The sequence below is a fragment of the Erwinia sp. INIA01 genome, assembly GCF_025947915.1.
GTDB lineage: Bacteria > Pseudomonadota > Gammaproteobacteria > Enterobacterales > Enterobacteriaceae > Erwinia > Erwinia coffeiphila.
The window spans coordinates 167,748-185,643 of sequence record NZ_JAPDNC010000003.1 but is presented as its reverse complement, the minus strand read 5'-3'; the positions used below and the strand labels follow the sequence as shown (position 1 = coordinate 185,643).

General features: G+C 58.2%; 15 protein-coding genes. 5 read left to right on the top strand and 10 right to left on the bottom strand.

Annotation, left to right across the window (positions count from 1 at the left end; genetic code table 11):
• Positions 1–14: 14 nt before the first annotated feature.
• Positions 15–680, bottom strand: coding sequence for a GTP cyclohydrolase I FolE (gene folE, locus OMR58_RS06470; protein WP_105591349.1), 666 nt, complete (start codon positions 678–680; stop codon positions 15–17).
• Positions 681–805: 125 nt separating this feature from the next.
• Entirely contained in the window at positions 806–1,942 is a 1,137-nt protein-coding gene (locus OMR58_RS06465; protein WP_264545490.1) for an MFS transporter, read from the bottom strand.
• A gap of 100 nt (positions 1,943–2,042) precedes the next feature.
• Between OMR58_RS06465 and ptrR the strand changes: the two genes are divergently transcribed.
• The 3 genes from ptrR (at position 2,043) to fghA (ending at position 5,061) form a co-directional block, all read left to right on the top strand.
• Positions 2,043–2,921, top strand: a complete 879-nt coding sequence (gene ptrR / locus OMR58_RS06460) for a putrescine utilization regulator PtrR (RefSeq protein WP_264545489.1) — start codon at positions 2,043–2,045, stop codon at positions 2,919–2,921.
• An 84-nt stretch (positions 2,922–3,005) separates the two neighbouring features.
• Positions 3,006–4,130 (top strand): S-(hydroxymethyl)glutathione dehydrogenase/class III alcohol dehydrogenase, encoded by a 1,125-nt coding sequence (locus tag OMR58_RS06455; protein WP_105591346.1) that lies wholly within the window; start codon positions 3,006–3,008, stop codon positions 4,128–4,130.
• Positions 4,131–4,218: 88 nt separating this feature from the next.
• A complete protein-coding gene (fghA, locus tag OMR58_RS06450) occupies positions 4,219–5,061 on the top strand; it encodes an S-formylglutathione hydrolase (RefSeq protein WP_105591345.1) in 843 nt (280 codons plus the stop codon).
• Positions 5,062–5,107: 46 nt separating this feature from the next.
• Here the strand turns inward: fghA and cirA are convergent, their stop codons facing one another.
• The 5 genes from cirA to yieE all read right to left on the bottom strand — a co-directional run bounded on the left by cirA (position 5,108) and on the right by yieE (position 11,825).
• Positions 5,108–7,090 (bottom strand): catecholate siderophore receptor CirA, encoded by a 1,983-nt coding sequence (gene cirA / locus OMR58_RS06445; RefSeq protein WP_264545488.1) that lies wholly within the window; start codon positions 7,088–7,090, stop codon positions 5,108–5,110.
• Between the two features lie 176 nt (positions 7,091–7,266).
• On the bottom strand, positions 7,267–8,052 hold the full coding sequence (locus tag OMR58_RS06440; protein WP_172606542.1) for an ABC transporter ATP-binding protein: 786 nt from the start codon (positions 8,050–8,052) through the stop codon (positions 7,267–7,269).
• On the bottom strand, positions 8,052–9,134 hold the full coding sequence (locus tag OMR58_RS06435; RefSeq protein ID WP_264545487.1) for a FecCD family ABC transporter permease: 1,083 nt from the start codon (positions 9,132–9,134) through the stop codon (positions 8,052–8,054). The genes OMR58_RS06440 and OMR58_RS06435 overlap by 1 nt, the downstream gene beginning before the upstream one ends.
• Before the next feature lie 176 nt (positions 9,135–9,310).
• Complete coding sequence (locus OMR58_RS06430; protein ID WP_200561306.1) at positions 9,311–10,777, bottom strand: amino acid permease; 1,467 nt, start codon at positions 10,775–10,777, stop codon at positions 9,311–9,313.
• A gap of 181 nt (positions 10,778–10,958) precedes the next feature.
• Positions 10,959–11,825, bottom strand: a complete 867-nt coding sequence (yieE, locus tag OMR58_RS06425) for a DNA-binding transcriptional regulator YeiE (RefSeq protein ID WP_264545486.1) — start codon at positions 11,823–11,825, stop codon at positions 10,959–10,961.
• Between the two features lie 164 nt (positions 11,826–11,989).
• On the opposite strand from yieE, the gene OMR58_RS06420 reads away from it, so the two are divergent.
• Together OMR58_RS06420 and nfo are read left to right on the top strand one after the other, a co-directional pair.
• Complete coding sequence (locus tag OMR58_RS06420) at positions 11,990–13,054, top strand: YeiH family putative sulfate export transporter (RefSeq protein ID WP_264545485.1); 1,065 nt, start codon at positions 11,990–11,992, stop codon at positions 13,052–13,054.
• Between the two features lie 61 nt (positions 13,055–13,115).
• Complete coding sequence (gene nfo / locus OMR58_RS06415) at positions 13,116–13,958, top strand: deoxyribonuclease IV (protein WP_200561302.1); 843 nt, start codon at positions 13,116–13,118, stop codon at positions 13,956–13,958.
• A gap of 97 nt (positions 13,959–14,055) precedes the next feature.
• Here the strand turns inward: nfo and fruA are convergent, their stop codons facing one another.
• Genes fruA through fruB form a run of 3 tightly spaced genes read right to left on the bottom strand, consistent with a single transcriptional unit; the run spans position 14,056 to position 17,832 of the window.
• A complete protein-coding gene (gene fruA, locus OMR58_RS06410) occupies positions 14,056–15,744 on the bottom strand; it encodes a PTS fructose transporter subunit IIBC (RefSeq protein WP_264545484.1) in 1,689 nt (562 codons plus the stop codon).
• Positions 15,745–15,760: 16 nt separating this feature from the next.
• A complete protein-coding gene (gene fruK, locus OMR58_RS06405) occupies positions 15,761–16,702 on the bottom strand; it encodes a 1-phosphofructokinase (RefSeq protein ID WP_105591336.1) in 942 nt (313 codons plus the stop codon).
• Positions 16,699–17,832 (bottom strand): fused PTS fructose transporter subunit IIA/HPr protein, encoded by a 1,134-nt coding sequence (fruB, locus tag OMR58_RS06400; RefSeq protein WP_264545483.1) that lies wholly within the window; start codon positions 17,830–17,832, stop codon positions 16,699–16,701. The genes fruK and fruB overlap by 4 nt, the downstream gene beginning before the upstream one ends.
• Positions 17,833–17,896: the final 64 nt, after the last annotated feature.

Genomic DNA, 17,896 nt, shown 5'->3' with positions numbered 1-17,896 from the left:
CCTCAGGCTGTCAATCAACTGTGACGTACCGCACGCAGGAACTCCTGCCGGGTATTCTGGCTGGACTTGAACAGCCCGCCCAGGGAGGTCGTGGTGGTGGCGCTGGTGGCATCGCGAATGCCGCGCGCCTTCACGCAGTAGTGCACCGCGTCGATGGACACCGCCACGTTGTTGGTGCCGAGCAGCGTTTGCAGCGCCACGAGGATCTGCTGCGTCAGTCGTTCCTGCACCTGTGGGCGCGAAGAGAAGAACTGCACGATGCGGTTGATCTTCGACAGGCCAATCACTTTATCTTTCGGGATATAGGCCACGGTTGCCTTACCGTCGATAATCACGAAGTGATGCTCGCAGGTGCTGGTCAGCGTGATATCACGCACCGTCACCATTTCATCAACCTTCATTTTATTTTCGATCACGGTAATTTTCGGGAAGTTGGCGTAATCCAGGCCGGAAAACACTTCATTCACGTACATTTTGGCAATACGCTGCGGGGTTTCGCGCAGGCTGTCATCATCCAGATCGAGGTTCAGCAGCTGCATAATTTCGGTCATATGGCCGGCAATCAGCTGTCTGCGGGTTTCGTCATCCATTTCACGCACGGGAGCGCGTAGCGGGGTTTCCAGCCCACGAGCAAGCAGTGCTTCATGAACAAGTGCGGCTTCCTGACTCAACGTCGCCATGTGATTTTCTTCTCCAGCAGGTGACCAGCCGGGCGCAACGGGCCCGGCGAAATTTCTGAGGCGGTATTTTGTAATACAATCGGCGCGCGATCCAGTGAATCAATTTAATTGTCGATGAAACTGTTTCATTCAGCCGCCGCATCGCGCCGCCAGACCAGCGCAGCGGCCACCAGCAGCGCCACCCCCGCCACGTACAGCGCCGGTTCCAGCCGCCCGACCAGCGCGGTGGATATAGCCGACAGTAGCGGCCCCACCAGCTGGCCGAGGGCATAGCCGGTGGTCAGCAGCCCGGCCAGATAGCGGGTATGCCGCGGTGCCAGTTCGCGACCGTACTGCAGGGACAGCTGCACCACGCAGAGGAAACCGCCGCCGACCAGCACCGCGCCCAGCACCAGCCCCCCGATCCCCGGCAGTAAATCGGACGCGAATACACCGACGGCCTGCAATACCAGTACGTATGCCAGCCGCCGGTTGCTGTGGCCGTAACGGCGGGTCAGAATCCCCGCGATAATGCCCACTACCGCCGCGCCGCCGAACACCGGCCAGGCGAATTGGGCGAAGGCGCTGCCCGGAAAGCGCGCCGCTGCCATCTCTGACAGGAACGTCGCCGGCAGGATATAGCCGAACCCCGCCAGGCTGTAGCTCCAGACCAGCTTTTTCAGACCGGCGGTCAGCTTCAGCGGCTCCGGCGCGGTGTCAGGACGATGCAGCTGGCCGCTGCGCGGCAGGTTGCGGGCAATCAGCAGAACCAGCAGCAGCGCCATCACGCCGTAGGCCAGCCAGGCCATGGCGGCACCGATCTGCCACTGATGCAGCAGCACCGCCATCATTCCGCTGAGGAAAATTCCGGTGCCCGGCCCGGCATACACCGCCGCGCTGAGCGCCGGGCGCCCGTAGTGATGCAGCTGTTCATTACTCCACGCGGCGATAAGAACCATCGCCCAGCCGCTGGCCCAGCCGATAAGAAAACGCACCACGCCGTGCCACCACGGCCCTGCAATGCAGGCGGAAAGCAGCGTCAGCGCCACCGCGCCCCAAATTCCCGCCTGAAGTCGCCACTCCACTCGCCGGGTGGCGCGCATCGCGTCCCAGGAGCCAAACAGATAGCCGAGGTAGTTTAAGGCGGCAACCACCCCGGCGCTGGTCAGCGACAGCTGACGATCGTCTATCATTAAAGGAACCTGCGGGGTAAAGGCGAAACGCCCGATCCCCATTGCTACCACCAGCGCCAGAAACGCGCTGAATGCCACACGCACTGCCATTTTGTTCTCCCATGCCCGATTTTCATTGCCAGTAGTCTATGCGATCGGTAAACTCTCAAAAAGTGAATAATTCACACAAAGTTGCTTACGAAAAAAGAATATGGACCTGACCCAGCTTAAAATGTTCTGCGCCGTTGCCGACAGCGGCTCGGTTGTTCGCGCGGCGGAACAGCTTAACCGCGTACCCTCTAACCTCACCACTCGCCTGCGCCAGCTGGAAGAGGAACTCGGCACGGACCTGTTTATTCGCGAAAAGCAGCGCCTGCGGCTGTCGCCGATGGGGCATAACTTTCTCTGCTACGCGCAGCGTATTCTGGCACTCAGCGCCGAAGCGATGGCGATGGCCCACAGCGGTGAACCCGCCGGGCACTTTGCGCTGGGCTCGATGGAGAGCACCGCCGCCAGCCGCCTGCCCTCGCTGCTGGCTGAATTTCATCAGCGTTATAAAAACGTCACCCTGTCGCTGACCACCGGCACCTCCGGCGAGATCCTCGAGCAGGTGCGCGCGGGCACGCTGGCCGCCGCCCTCTCCGACGGACCGGTCAATATGGACGAGTTGAACAGCTGCGTGGCCTTTTCCGAGCGGATGGTGCTGATCTCCAGCCTTGAGCATTCGCCAATCGCCGGCCCGGCGGACGCGGCCGGTGCCACGCTGTTTACCTTTCGCCCCAGCTGCTCTTACCGCCAGCGTTTTGAAAACTGGTTTCTTGCCGATGGCGTGCAGCACGGACCGGTGATGGATATTCCCTCTTATCACGCGATGCTGGCCTGCGTCGCCAGCGGCGGCGGTATCGCGATGCTGCCGGAAGGCGTGCTGACGCTGCTGCCGGGCCATGAACGCGTGCGCCAGCATCCGCTGTCGGCGGAATTCCGCGATACCGACACGCGGCTGGTGTGGCGGCGTGATGCCTTCACGCCGAATGTTGAAGCGCTGAAGTACCTGATTATTGAACAGTTTGATAATAAGTCTAGCGACTGACCGGGCTTATCACCCTCTCTTAACCTTAAACACCCTGCTCACGACCGGAAACCGCCGGATCGGAGTAACTGACAGGAGCATAAAATGCAGATGATTAAAACACGTGCCGCCGTAGCCTGGGCCGCCGGTGAGCCGCTGAAGATTGAAGAACTGGATCTGATGCCGCCGCAGAAAGGCGAAGTGCTGGTGCGCATCACCGCCACCGGCGTGTGCCATACCGACGCCTATACCCTGTCGGGTAAAGATCCTGAGGGCGTGTTCCCGGCGGTGCTGGGCCACGAAGGCGGCGGTATTGTTGAAGCCGTGGGCGAAGGCGTGACCAGCGTTGCCGTGGGCGATCACGTGATCCCGCTGTACACGCCGGAATGCGGCAAATGTAAATTCTGTCTGTCCGGCAAGACCAACCTCTGCCAGGCGATCCGCGCCACCCAGGGTAAAGGTCTGATGCCGGACGGAACCACCCGCTTCTTTAAAGACGGTCAGCCTATCTTCCACTATATGGGCACCTCTACCTTCTCCGAGTACACCGTAGTGCCGGAAATCTCACTGGCTAAAATCAGCAAAGAAGCCCCGCTGGAAGAAGTCTGCCTGCTGGGCTGTGGCGTAACCACCGGTATGGGTGCCGTGCTGAATACCGCAAAAGTAAAAGAAGGCGACACCGTGGCGATCTTCGGCCTGGGCGGCATTGGCCTGTCGGCGATTATCGGTGCGAAGATGGCGAAAGCCGGTCGCATCATCGGCGTGGATATCAACACCAGCAAGTTCGATCTGGCCACCAAGCTGGGCGCTACCGATCTGATCAACCCGAAAGATTTCGATAAACCTATTCAGGAAGTGATCGTTGAGATGACCGACGGCGGCGTCGACTTCTCCTTTGAGTGCATCGGCAACGTTAACGTCATGCGTTCCGCGCTGGAGTGCTGCCACAAAGGCTGGGGCGAATCGGTGATTATCGGCGTGGCCGGTGCGGGCGAAGAAATTGCCACCCGTCCGTTCCAGCTGGTGACCGGCCGCGTGTGGCGTGGTTCCGCGTTCGGCGGCGTGAAGGGCCGCTCGCAGCTGCCGGGCATTGTCGATCGCTATATGAACGGCGAGTTCCAGCTGAACGACTTTATTACCCACACCATGCCGCTGGAAGACATCAACGAGGCGTTCGAGCTGATGCACTCCGGCAAATCGATCCGCTCCGTGGTGCACTTCAATAAATAATAGCCGGGCAACGGTAAGCTATAGTCAGAGACGGGCCTGCTCCGGCGGGCCTGATTCTGAACGACGACAGACAACATCAGGAGGATACATGCCATCCACTCTGGAGCTACTTGAAGAACACCGGCTGTACGGCGGCTGGCAGCAGCGCTACCGCCATCTGTCCAGCAGCCTGAACTGCAGCATGACCTTCAGCATCTTCTTACCCGGCCCGAAAGACGGCACGCCGCCGCCGGTGGTCTGGTGCCTTGCCGGTTTAACCTGCACCGATGAAAACTTTAGCGTGAAGTCCGGCGCACAGCGCGTAGCGGCCGAGCTGGGTCTGGTGCTGGTGATGCCGGATACCAGCCCGCGCGGCGAAGGCGTGGCCAACGACGAAGGTTACGATCTCGGCCAGGGGGCGGGTTTCTACCTTAACGCTACCGAAGCGCCGTGGTCGGCCAATTTTAAGATGTACGACTACATCAACAGCGAGCTGCCGGCGCTGGTTGCCGGTAACTTCAGCGTCAGCGATCGTCAGGCGATTATGGGGCACTCGATGGGCGGCCACGGTGCGCTGACCATTGCACTACGCAACCCGGGCCGCTTCAGTTCGGCCTCCGCCTTTGCACCGATCGTCAATCCGCTGGAAGTGCCGTGGGGACAGAAAGCGTTTCGCGCCTATCTGGGCGATGATGTGGAAAGCTGGAAGGAGTACGACAGCTGCTGGCTGATGCGCAACAGCGCTAACCAGCTGCCGGTGCTCATCGATCAGGGCGACAGCGATCAGTTCCTTGCCGATCAGCTACGGCCTGAACGTCTGGAGGAGATTGCCCGCGAAGTGGATTTCCCGCTGACCGTGCGCGTGCAGCCGGGCTATGACCACAGCTACTTTTTTATCAGCAGCTTTGTGGAAGATCATTTACGCTTTCACGCGAAGTATTTGCTGGTGTAGTAGACAGTTTGGGGCCAGCGGCTTGCACCGCTGGCCCCGGCGGGGATTAGAAGGAGTAATCTACCGCGGCAAAGTAACGACGACCGTCTTCGTTGAAGGTGTAGTCGTCGCGGTTCAGGTCTTTATCACCCAGGTTCATCACCCCGGCTCGCAGCTTGACCGCTTTGGTCGCCTGCCAGGCTCCCCCGGTATTCCACAGCACGTAACCGCCCGGCGTCGGGCCGTCTGCGGTCAGCGAACGGCGCTGGCCGGAGTAGTTAGCCTGCAGGAAGAATGACCAGTCCTGCAGCGGCTTCCAGTCCAGGGTACTGTTGGCGGTGTGCAGCGGCAGCTCCTGCAGCGGTTTATTGCCACCGCCGCTCAGGTTACGTCCGTCGGTATAGGTGTAGTTCAGCGTCAGCTTCCACTGGTCGTTAAACGGCACCGTCATTTCGGTTTCCACACCGGTAATGCGCGCCTTGTTCACGTTGTAGTAGCGGAACACCGGCTTACCGTCGACGATATCAACATAGTTCGGATAGCTCGGTGCCAGGCCAACGTTAGCGGTACGGGCAATATCGATCATATCGTCAACGTTGTTCTGGAAGGCGGTCACGCTGCCGGTCACGCCCTCCAGCAGCCCTTCTTCCCCGGCGTAATACAGGCCCAGCTCAAAGCTTTCGCTGGTTTCCGGCTTCAGCTCTTTGCTGCCGACAATGGTACAGCTGCCGCGGCAGGAACCGCTCTGCCAGTCCGGGCTCAGCTGCAGCAGTGAAGGCGCTTTAAAGGCGTTGGCCCAGCCGCCCTTCACGGTGATAGTATCGGTGGCGTTATACACCAGGTAGGCGCGCGGGCTCCAGTGATCGCCGAAGGTCTGGTGATCGTCCATACGCACGCCGGTGGTCAGCGCCAGCGATTCAATAATCCGCCACTCGTCTTCCACAAACAGCGCGTACTGGCTGGCCGAGGTTTTGCCGCTGCCTTTCAGGGTGCCGCTGTCTTCCAGCTTATCGTGGCGCACTTCACCGCCGAAGGTCAGCATCTGATTGATGTCCGCCAGCGGCAGAACCAGCTTACCGTCCAGCGAGTTGTTTCTCGCTACCGCATTACCGGCGCTGCTGTTGTAGTTTTCCACGCGATCGCCGTAGAAGCGCAGTTCGGTGTTGCCCCAGTCCCAGCGGCCGTTATGGCCAAGAGAATAGTTCTGGCGCTCAATGCGGTTTTTATCCAGCGAATCGGAATCACGGTCCTGGCGGTCAAAGCCGTAGCCGAGGCTGATATCCTGCTCTTTGGTCGGGGTCAGCGCGAATTCCACGTTGGTGTTGCGGTTGGTGTAACCCTCAATGCGCGGCGACAGGCCGTTGGCAGCGGTATCTGAGTGCTGCTGTTTGTCTTTTTCGCGCTTGCCGAGATTGCCGTACACCTTCACACCCAGCAGATCGTCAATCAGCGGACCGCTGGTGAAGAAACCGCCGTTGTAGCTGTCGCCGCGATCGCGGTGTTCCTGCACCGTGGTGTCGGCGCTTAGCGTACCGTGCCAGGCTTTGCCGACTTTACGGGTAATAATATTCACCACGCCACCCAGCGCATCGGAACCGTACAGCGATGACATCGGCCCGCGAACCACTTCGATGCGCTCAATGGCATCTGCCGGTATCCAGTTAAGGTCGAAGTCGTTGTGGCGGAAGGCGGCATTACGCGAGTTAACGCGCTTGCCGTCAACCAGGATCAGCGTATAGCTGCTGTTGAGGCCGCGCAGGCTGACGCCTTTACGGTTATCGCCCTCGTTGGTCAGCTGTACGCCAGGAACATCGCGCAGTACATCGCGCAGATTCTGCACCGGACGGCGCTGAATATCTTCGGCGGTGATCACGCTGATACTGGCGGGTGCATCTTTCAGATTCACTTCGGTTGCCGAAGCGGTCACCACCATTTGCTGTTCACGTTGTTTCGCTTCTTCAACTTCAACGTCTTCAGCCAGCAGCGGGAAGGATAAAATAATAGCAGACGCGCAGAGGCCCCCGCGCATAACAGGGTTCAACCTAAACATAACTTTCTCCATGAATGCAAAGCAGTAACAGCAAAAATGATTACGGCAAATACCGTAATAGTCTTAATCGGCGGAGTTTATCCGCTCGATTTTCCGGTTATATTCCGGTTAATTGACGCTTGTCCTGCGCGGTAAATTTCCGGGGCTGGACGGGCCCCGGCACGCACTTGCCAGAACTAAAAAGAGGGTGCTTCAACTAATCCATCGATTAATACCTGCGGCGTTCCCAACGTACAGCGTTCAATTCGACCACGAACGCCGTACACGCGCGCAAGACTCTCCGGCGTAATCACGTCTTCCGGTAAACCATCAGCAATCAGTTCACCGTTTTGCAGCATCAACACGTGCTGGCCGTGGCGCAGGGCGATATTGATATCGTGGACCACCACGACGGTGACGATATTTCGCTTCTCCGTTTCACGGCGCACCAGCTCCATCACGTGGAACTGATAATTTAAATCCAGTGCGCTGAGCGGCTCATCAAGCAGCAGCAGGCCAGGGCGGCGGATCAGCGATTGTGCCAGGCCAACCAGCTGCTTCTGCCCGCCGGAAAGCTGGTCCAGATAGCTCATCGCCAGATGTGCAATGCCCAACTGCTCCAGCAGCTCCATCACTTCGGCTTCACTGGCCGCACTGCTGCGCCCGCCGGAAGCCCGCTGGGCAACGATAATCGACTCAAGCACGTGCAGATGCACCCCGGCAGGCAGCGACTGCGGCAGATACACTACGCGGCTGGCGCGCTGGGCAAACGGCAGCGTCATCAGCTCTTCACCGTTAAGCCACATTTCACCTTTTGCGCGGTTCAGGCCCGCCAGCGAACGCAGTAGCGTTGACTTACCGCAGCCGTTCGGCCCCAGCAGCACGGTAATTTTTCCGCGTGGCAAAAGAGGCACGTTGAGGTTGGTAATGATCTGGCGCTTTGGATAGCCGGCGTTGAAACCGCTGATTTTCAGTCCCTGCATCAGATATTCCCCCGATGGCGCAGAATAATACTCAGGAAGAACGGCACGCCGACCAGCGAGGTGACGATGCCAACCGGAATGATCACCCCGGGGATAATGTTCTTCGAGACGACGGAAGCCATCGACAGCACCAGCGCACCGGTCAGCGCACTGGCGGGTAGATAGAAGCGGTGATCTTCACCGAAAATCATGCGCGCGATGTGCGGTGCCACCAAGCCGATAAAGCCGATTGGCCCGACGAAGGCCACCGACAGCGCGGAGAGAATACTGATGCGCAGCAGGGTTGCCAGACGCAGGCGGCGCACGTCAATGCCGAAGCTGACTGCGCGATCTTCACCGAGGCGCAGCGCCGTCAGCTTCCACGAACTGAGCAACGACAGCGGCACCAGAATCAGCAGCGCCAGGCACAGCACACCCAGCTTGTCCCATGAAGCGCGCGCCAGGCTGCCCATGGTCCAGAACACCAGCCCCTGCAGGGTGTCTTCGCTGGCGATAAACTGCATCATCGACACCAGCGCGTTAAAGGTAAACACCAGCGCGATACCGAACAGCACCACGCCAGAGGTGGCGACTTTGGTCCAGCGGGTGACCGCATCCAACATCAGTGCGGCAAACAGCGCGAAGACAAAGGCGTTGGCGGAGATGAACCACTGATCGGGAATGCCGGGAATACCAATGCCCAGCACAATCGCCAGCGCGGCACCAAAAGCGGCGGCGGAAGAAACGCCAAGGGTAAACGGACTGGCCAACGGGTTATTCAGGATGGTCTGCATTTCGGCACCGGCCAGCCCCAGCGCAAGGCCCACAACCACTGCCATCAGCGCATACGGCAGGCGGATATCCCAGACGATCACTCGGGTGCCGGCATCGACGGATTCAGGGGAAAGCAGAGTTTGCCACAGCGCGTGCAGCGTCAGGCCGGACGGGCCAAGGGTAAAATCAAGGATTAATGAGGCAACAATCGCCAGAAACAGCACCCCCATCATCAGAAAGCGATGCTTCAGTACCCGATGATAGCGCCCCATTGCACTGTCGGGCGGCGTTACTTCGGATAACTTTTCGGGATCGTGGGTCACACTCATCTTCAATACCTGTTCGGGAAAGCCCCGGATCGTTCCCTGGCCGGGAGAAAGGCAAGATTGTAGAAATTATGGAGGGAAAAATAAAGCTAATGATAATACTTATCAATAATATTTGTACCCGCGCGTGGGAGATAAAAAAGGCGCGGAATTCGCGCCTTTGAAGATATTCAGCAATATCACTTATCTAATTTGGGAAATTCCATCTCGCTGTATTTCACAAACCGCGTCTTGCGCGTCAGTTTATAGCCGAACCAGATAATCAGGAACAGTGGAATCCCGATATAGGTTGCTGCCGCACCGTACCAGTCAATCTTATCGGCAAGGAACGCCTGATAGTTCTGGCCCAGAGTGATGATCAGGCACAGCACGAAGGCGAAAATCGGCCCCAGCGGGAAGAAACCGGAACGGTAAGGCAAGTCTGCCACATCGCGGCCCTGGGCGACGTAGCCCTTACGGAAGCGATAGTGGCTGATGGCAATTCCCAGCCAGGCGATAAACCCGGTCATCCCGGAGGTATTCAGCAGCCACAGATACACGGTCTGATTACCAAAGATTGAGGTCAGGAAGCACAGACCCGCAATCACGGTGGTCGCGTACAGCGCGTTACGCGGTACCCCCCCCTTCGACAGCTTGCTGAAAATGCGCGGCGCTTTGCCTTCACAGGCCAGCGCGTAGAGCATACGCGTGGAGGCGTACATGCCGGAGTTACCCGCCGACAGCACCGCCGTCAGGATCACCGCATTCATCACCGCCGCCGCCGACAGCAGGCCTGCATGCTGGAAGACCAGGGTGAACGGGCTGACGCTGATATCTTTAACATCGTTACGCAGCAGGCTTGGATCGGTGTACGGGATGATCAGGCTGATCACCAGAATCGCAAAGACGTAGAACAGCAGGATACGCCAGAACACCTGACGCACCGCACGCGGGATATTTTTACCCGGATCTTCAGATTCACCCGCAGCAATACCGATAAGCTCGGTTCCTTGGAAGGAGAAACCGACAATCATCGCCACGCCGATCATCGCCGCGAAGCCCCCGGCGAACGGCGCATCGCCAATCTGCCAGTTATGCCAGCCGGCGCTTTCGCCGCCGCGCAGAATGCCGACGATCATCGCGACGCCGACAATAATAAAGATAATCACGGTAGCGACTTTAATCAGCGAGAACCAGTATTCCGCCTCACCGAAGCCTTTCACCGAAATATAGTTAAGCAGGAAGATCACACAGAGGAATAAGGCACTCCAGATCCACCCCGGGGTGTCCGGGAACCACCAGCTCATCACCAGCTGCGAGGCCACCAGGTCAACGGCGATAGTCACCGCCCAGTTGTACCAGTAGTTCCAGCCGAGCGCGAATCCGAAGCCTTCTTCTACGTATTTTGCACCGTAGGTGGAGAATGAGCCGGATACCGGCATATACGCGGCAAGCTCACCAAGGCTGGTCATCAGGAAGTAGACCATCAGGCCAATCAGCGCGTAGGAAAGCAGTGCTCCGCCCGGTCCCGCCTGAGAGATGGTCGCACCTGAAGCGACGAAGAGACCGGTACCAATTGAACCGCCAATGGCGATCATCGTTAAGTGACGAGCTTTGAGTTCACGCCTTAACCCAGGCTGTTGTGTTGTTTTTATGTCATGATCCATGTTTAATCGCTGTGCTTTTCTAAAATGAGGCGCGATTGTAACAAACTACCGGGGAGCGTATAGCGATAACGCGACGTTATAAGTTAGCTTCATGATCGTCCGGCGATCATTAGAATAAGACGTGATGACAACGGCAACGCTGCGACGGTTTTCCCGCCGCACCAGCAATGACAACTACCTGTTACTCTTTGCAGTAGCTGAGAAAACGGCTCAGGGCTTTTGATACATGCTTCTGCCGGTGGCAGATCCGGTACAGGGTGCGTTTCAGCTTCGGCAGCGGCAGCGGGACTTCCACCAGCGTTCCCAGCTCCAGCTGTTCGGCAATGGTCCGGCGTGACAGACAGCTGATGCCCATTCCGTGCCGCACCGCATTTTTAATCGCCTCGGAATTACCCAATTCTAGCGCCAGGTCGAACTGCGGCAGGTGGGAAAGCAGCAGATAGTCGACGATTTCGCGGGTCCCGGAGCCCTGTTCGCGTAAGATCCACGGTGCCGCCGCCAGGCTTTGCAGCGTCACCGGATGGCTCAGAATATCCGCACCCGGCGCAGCAAACACCACCAGCTCATCTCCCATCCACGGTTCGGTAATCAACTCGGGCATGTGGCATGGCCCCTCAATCAGCCCGATATCAACACGGAAATCAGCGACGTCATTGATCACCTTCTGGCTGTTCCCCACGCTAAGTTCAAGCGGCAATAATGGAAAATCACGACGGTAGTGGGCGATCATCCCCGGCAGCAGGTAGTTGCCGATGGTGCTGCTGGCGGCAATGCGCAGGGAGCCATTGTCTTCACGAAATAGCTGTTCGATCTCCTGCGCCTGCTCCAGCAGGCCAACCGCACGCGGATACAGCAGGCGTCCGTGCTCATTGATCACCAGCCGTTTGCCAACGCGATCGAAAAGCTTAACGTCAAGCTGGCCTTCAAGATCGGCCAGCGCGGCACTGACCGCGGACTGGGACAAGGCCAACACCAGAGAGGCCTGGGTTGTTGACCCGCTTTTGAGTACCTCGGTAAAGACTTCCAGCTGGCGTAAAGTGATGTGCATAATGCTTCCTTAATATAAAGATACAGCCTTGCAAAACGTGCCGCGATTCCAGCCCTCCGCCGACGCCGCTTAACACTAATAGTGGTTTATAATAAAAATATTATCAATTTCTCTTTTAAGCCGAATTCTTACATGATCGACGTGGCTTTTAAGGAGAAACCGATATGACCGACATGACTTACACCAAACCGCTCCCTGCTCCCGTTAAGTTTATACCCGGACTGGCGCTGGTGGCAGGGATTGCCACCCTGGCGATCGCCGCCGGGAGCAACCCGCAGCTTTCAGGACTGGGGCTGGGCGCACTGACGCTGGCTATTGTCTTCGGTATCCTTATCGGCAATACGGTTTATCCCTATATTACCCGGCCCTGTAACGATGGGGTGGCTTTCGCCAAACAAAAACTTTTGCGTGTGGGGATCGTTCTGTACGGTTTTCGTCTGACCTTCCAGCAAATTGCCGACGTAGGCATCAGCGGTATTGTGATTGATATGCTGGTTCTCAGCTCGACGTTTTTCCTTGCCTGCTGGCTGGGACGCAAAGTTTTTGATCTCGATCGCGAAACCGTCTGGCTTATCGGTGCGGGTAGCAGCATCTGCGGCGCGGCAGCGATTCTGGCAACCGAGCCGGTGGTAAAAGCCGATCCGGCCAAAGTCACCGTCGCCGTTGCCACCGTGGTCCTGTTCGGCACCCTGGCTATCTTTCTTTATCCTTTATTGTACCCGCTGGCAGCAGCACTGTTCCCGTCGGTTACCGCAGAAAGCTACGGCATTTTTATCGGCTCCACCCTGCATGAAGTGGCACAGGTTGTTGCCACCGGGCATACCCTCGGTACGCAGGCGGAAAATACGGCTGTGATTGCTAAAATGCTGCGGGTGATGATGCTGGCTCCCTTCCTGGTGCTCCTCAGCTGGCAGATCCGACGTCTGCGTCCCGCCTCTGACCACGGTATTCAGAAGCCAAAGGTGAGCTTTCCGTGGTTTGCCCTGTTGTTTATCGCTGTTGCCCTGTTCAATTCTTTGCATCTGCTACCGCAAGAGATGATCGGCACCATTAATCAGTTGGATAACGTGATGCTGGCGATGGCAATGGCTGCACTGGGCGTCACCACCCGCTTTGACCATTTGAAACGTGCCGGGCTGCGGCCGCTGCTGCTGGGCCTGCTGCTGTTTATCTGGCTGATTGTGGGCGGCGGTGCGATTAACCTGCTTGCCGACCATTTGATGGCATAATCTGGCCGCGTTTCCGGTTATCATAGCCGGGAATGACCCAGGCCATTAACAGGAGAACGGCATGAAATTTATCGGTGCTCACGTCAGCGCAGCGGGCGGCGTGGATCAGGCAGTTAAACGCGCCTTTGAACTGGAAGCAACTGCCTTTGCGCTGTTCACCAAAAATCAGCGCCAGTGGCGCGCGGCACCGCTGACGGACGAGGGGATTGCCGCCTTTCGCAGCGCCTGTGAGCAATACAACTACGGCCCCGGCCAGATCCTGCCACACGACAGCTATCTGATTAACCTTGGGCATCCGGTTGAGGAAGCCCTTGAAAAATCACGCGCAGCCTTCCTTGATGAAGTCACCCGCTGCCAGCAGCTGGGTCTGACGCTGCTGAACTTCCATCCCGGCAGCCATCTTCAACAGATTAGTGAAGACGAGTGCCTGAAGCGTATCGCAGAGTCGATCAATATCGTACTCGACCAGACCGAGGGCGTTACGGCGGTGATCGAAAACACCGCTGGCCAGGGCAGTAATCTTGGCTTCCGCTTTGAGCACCTGGCGGCGATTATCGATGGCGTGGAGGATAAGTCCCGCGTCGGCGTCTGCATCGATACCTGCCACGCTTTTGCCGGCGGTTACGATCTGCGTACCGAAGAAGAGTGCGTGAAAACCTTCGAGGAGTTTGAGCGGATTGTCGGCTTCCGCTACCTGCGAGGGATGCACCTGAACGATGCGAAGAGCGAGTTTAACAGCCGCGTTGACCGCCATCACAGCCTCGGCGAGGGTAATATCGGTAAGACGGTATTTAGCTGGCTGATGAAAGATGCGCGATTTGACGGTATTCCAATGATTCTGGAAACCATCGATCCGGAAATCTGGAAGGATGAAATTGCCTGGCTGAAGTCAGAGCAGAAGTAAAAACGCAGACGTAGAAGTCAGACGTAAAAAAACGGCCCCGCAGTAGCGAGGCCGTTTTGCTATCGGGGCCAGGCGTATTACCCGGCCCGACTGGAGATTACGCTTTCGCCGTTTCCACTTCCGGGCGCTTCAGCACCGCGTAAGCCAGACCTGCCACCAGCGTACCGACGATAATCGCCATCAGGTAACCCAGTACCGGAGTGATTGCACCCGGGATCAGCAGAACAAACAGGCCGCCGTGCGGTGCCATCAGTTTGGCACCAATCGCCATGGAGATAGCGCCGGTTACCGCACCACCCACGATACAGCATGGCAGTACGCGCATTGGATCGCGGGCCGCAAACGGAATCGCACCTTCAGAGATAAAGCACAGACCCAGAACCAGCGCAGCTTTACCGCCTTCCTGCTGACCTTTGTTGAACTTTTTACGTGCAACAATCGTCGCCAGACCCATTGCCAGCGGTGGCACCATACCGGCCGCCATAATCGCCGCCATCGGTCCGTAGGTTGATGAGCTGAGCAGACCCACACCGAACGCGTAAGCCACTTTGTTCACCGGGCCACCCATATCAGTACACATCATGCCACCCAGAACCGCACCCAGCAGTACCGCGTTCGCCGTACCCATGTTAGCCAGCCAGGAAGTCAGGCCGGACATGATACCGGCAACCGGTTTGCCCACCACGTAGATCATCAGCAGACCGGTGATCAGACTGGCGACCAGCGGAATAATCAGAATCGGCTTCAGTGCTTCCATACTGGTTGGCAGCTTCACCTTCTGACTGAGGAACTTCGCCGCATAACCGGCAATGAAACCAGCAATAATACCGCCGAGGAAGCCTGCGTTGATGCTGGTGGCGATCATACCGCCAATCAGACCCGGAGTCAGACCCGGACGGTCAGCAATGGAGAAGGCGATAAAGCCTGCCAGTACCGGCACCATCAGCGCAAATGCGCTGCCGCCACCAATCTGCATCAGTGCCGCAGCCAGCGTGCCCTGCTCTTTAAACGCGGTGATACCGAACGCGAACGACAGCGCGATGCTCAGACCACCGGCAACCACCATCGGCAGCATGTAAGACACGCCGGTCAGCAGGTGACGGTAAGCCCCGGTTTTCTCTTTCTTGTCTTCACTCTGGGATGAAGCCTGACCGCCCTGCGGCTGATAAGGCTTGGCTTCCGCCACGGCTTTATCCAGCTCCTGCGCGGTTTTCTTCAGCGCCAGACCAGTAGAGGTACGATACATTGGCTTGCCGGCAAACTTGGCCAGGTCCACTTCGATGTCCGCCGCAACGATAACCAGATCGGCCGCCGCGACCTCTTCCGGAGTGATGGCATTGCCTGCACCAACGGAACCACGGGTTTCAACCTTCACCCACCAGCCGCGTTTTTTCGCTTCGGTGTCGATGGCTTCCGCCGCCATAAAGGTGTGTGCTACGCCGGTCGGGCAGGCGGTCACCGCTACAATACGTTTCGGGCCAGCGGCAGGCGCAGCCGCTTTCGCTACGGAAACCGGTGCCTGGTACGGCTGGGCATCGGTCTGCGCTTTCGCCAGCACGTCGGCAGGCTGGCGCAGCAGCTGTTCGATATCCGCCAGATAAATAGCTTTACCGTTCAGCGTGCTGTCGGCCGGAATATTTTTACCGGCAACAATGACCTGGTCTGCTTCTGCCGGGTTATCGGTCAGCGTCAGTCCGGCACTTGCCGCAGCGGCGGTAGTGATGTTTTTTGCCAGATAGCCCGTTGCCAGCCCCAGCGAAGAATCTATGATCAGCAGCGTTTTCATTATGCGTCTCCTGCTGTTAATTATGGAAAGGTTGTAGGTCGACACGCGCCATCATTGCGGCCAACTGGGTACGATCGGTAACGCCCACATTGCTCTGGCTGACGGCCATTGCCGCCACGGCGGTTGCAAGACGCAGAGTGTGCTCGCTGGATTCGCGCATCAGCAGGCCGTAGATCAGCCCGCCAACCATTGAATCACCGGCACCCACGGTGCTGACAACTTCACAGGCAGGTGGTTTTGCAATCCATTCGCCTGAAGCATTCACCCACAGCGCCCCTTCGGCACCGAGTGAGATCACCACGTGAGCGATGCCCTGCTCACGCAGCAAATGTGCTGCTTCAATCACATCTTGTAATGTCGGTAACTTACGGCCAGCCCAGATTTCCAGCTCGCGGCGGTTAGGTTTCACCAGCCACGGCGCGGCTTTCAGACCGGCAACCAGCGCCTCGCGGCTGCTGTCGAAGATGATGCACGGGCAGTGAGTGCGTAACGTGGTCATCCACTCGGTAAAGGCTTCAGGATCGACGCCCGCAGGCAGGCTGCCGCTGACGCAGACCATGTCGAACTGGCCCAGCCAGGTCAGAGAATCCGCGGTGAAGCGATCCCAGTCCTGTCCGGTGACTTCAAAACCGGAGAAGTTCAGGTCGGTAACATCGCCGCCTTTCTCGGTCAGCTTAACGTTAATGCGGGTACGGCCTTCAACCACCTGGAAGCGGTTGGCAATGCCGAGGTCGCTGAACAGATGCTGGAAGCCGTCCTGGTTTTCTTTGCCGAGGAAGCCGCCGACGGTCACGTCGATGCCCAGATCTTTCAGCACCTTAGCAACGTTAATCCCTTTACCGGCCGCGTGCAGCCCGGTGGTTTTCACCAGGTTTACTTCACCGCGTTCGATTTCTGGGGTGTAACCCACCAGATCGTAAGCCGGGTTCAGGGTAATAGTGGCAACGCGTCTGCTCATGCTGCCCCCTCGCCCAGACCGGCGGCGATGGCTTCACCAATCGCGTCCAGCGCGGCGCGCGCATCTTCACCGCTGGCGGTAAAGCGCAGGCGATGGCCTTTTTTCACGCCCAGCGCCACAACCTTCATCAGGCTGCGGCCGTTAGCCGGTTTGCCGCTGCCGTCGAGGTTGGTGACGGTTACGTCGCAGTTGAACTGCTTGATTACGCTGACCAGCGCGGTGCCCGGACGGGCATGCAGGCCATGTTCGTTACGAATGGTGAACTCTTCGGTCAGTACGTCAGCCTGTTCGGACACTTCGCTGGTCAGCAGCGCGAGGATACCCGCCGCATCGGCCTTCAGCAGACGTTCAGCTTTCTGGGCAATCAGCAGATCGCTCAGGTAGTTCAGCACGGTCAGCGGCTGGTCGTCGGCGACGGCCACGGTGATCAGCAGCGAAGCGCTTTCATCATTGACGTCGATCGGTGCAGCGGCACGGCTGACGGCCACGCCGCTACCCAGGTTACCGGTGGTGCTGTCGCTGAGCCAGATGCCCTGCCCCAGATTCAGCGGCTTCGCGCCGATGACGCTGCTCACGAAGGACGCATCAACCGCGCCAGCCTGCTGCAGACGACCGGCGTTCAGCGCCTGAAGGGTCATCAGATCGCTGGCGGCCACGTCGGTGGCAATCAGCGAGGTATCGAATTTGAACTCAGCGCCCTGCTTTTCGCCCATCAGCAGGCTGCGCAGCGTTTCCGCTGAATCGGTGGTTTTCAGCTGTTCAGCCACGCTGTCATCACTCAGGACGTGAGTCAGCTGACGCAGCAGCGCAAGGTGCTCATCTGATTTGGCGGCGATACCGATGACCACGTAGGCAGTCTGATCGTCGCCCCAGGCAATGCCCTGCGGGAACTGGAACACCTGCACGCCGGTTTTCAGGACCAGATCGCGTGTATCGGTGGTGCCGTGCGGGATGGCAATACCGTTACCCAGGTAAGTAGAGGTCTGCTGCTCACGGGCCAGCATACCGTTAACGTAGCCTTCGCCCACGTTACCGGCAGCGGTCAGCGCTGCGGCAACCTGACGAATGGCATCTTGTTTGTCGGACGCCTGCGCACCGGGCTTAATGGCGTTGAGTTCTAACTGGAACATGGTTCTCCTCGCTGCTGAATTTGAATCGTTTCAGCTAATTTGAGAAAAAAAGCGCTATCCCTGA

Excerpts from the sequence above, each read along its gene's own strand:
- ptrR (WP_264545489.1), top strand. The coding sequence starts at position 2,043 with ATGGACCTGACCCAGCTTAAAATGTTCTGCGCCGTTGCCGACAGCGGC.
- OMR58_RS06420 (WP_264545485.1), top strand. The coding sequence starts at position 11,990 with ATGACCGACATGACTTACACCAAACCGCTCCCTGCTCCCGTTAAGTTT.
- yieE (WP_264545486.1), bottom strand. The coding sequence starts at position 11,825 with ATGCACATCACTTTACGCCAGCTGGAAGTCTTTACCGAGGTACTCAAA.
- fruA (WP_264545484.1), bottom strand. The coding sequence starts at position 15,744 with ATGAAAACGCTGCTGATCATAGATTCTTCGCTGGGGCTGGCAACGGGC.
- OMR58_RS06440 (WP_172606542.1), bottom strand. The coding sequence starts at position 8,052 with ATGCAGGGACTGAAAATCAGCGGTTTCAACGCCGGCTATCCAAAGCGC.
- OMR58_RS06465 (WP_264545490.1), bottom strand. The coding sequence starts at position 1,942 with ATGGCAGTGCGTGTGGCATTCAGCGCGTTTCTGGCGCTGGTGGTAGCA.
- folE (WP_105591349.1), bottom strand. The coding sequence starts at position 680 with ATGGCGACGTTGAGTCAGGAAGCCGCACTTGTTCATGAAGCACTGCTT.
- OMR58_RS06455 (WP_105591346.1), top strand. The coding sequence starts at position 3,006 with ATGCAGATGATTAAAACACGTGCCGCCGTAGCCTGGGCCGCCGGTGAG.
- OMR58_RS06430 (WP_200561306.1), bottom strand. The coding sequence starts at position 10,777 with ATGGATCATGACATAAAAACAACACAACAGCCTGGGTTAAGGCGTGAA.
- OMR58_RS06435 (WP_264545487.1), bottom strand. The coding sequence starts at position 9,134 with ATGAGTGTGACCCACGATCCCGAAAAGTTATCCGAAGTAACGCCGCCC.
- nfo (WP_200561302.1), top strand. The coding sequence starts at position 13,116 with ATGAAATTTATCGGTGCTCACGTCAGCGCAGCGGGCGGCGTGGATCAG.
- fruK (WP_105591336.1), bottom strand. The coding sequence starts at position 16,702 with ATGAGCAGACGCGTTGCCACTATTACCCTGAACCCGGCTTACGATCTG.
- fruB (WP_264545483.1), bottom strand. The coding sequence starts at position 17,832 with ATGTTCCAGTTAGAACTCAACGCCATTAAGCCCGGTGCGCAGGCGTCC.
- fghA (WP_105591345.1), top strand. The coding sequence starts at position 4,219 with ATGCCATCCACTCTGGAGCTACTTGAAGAACACCGGCTGTACGGCGGC.
- cirA (WP_264545488.1), bottom strand. The coding sequence starts at position 7,090 with ATGTTTAGGTTGAACCCTGTTATGCGCGGGGGCCTCTGCGCGTCTGCT.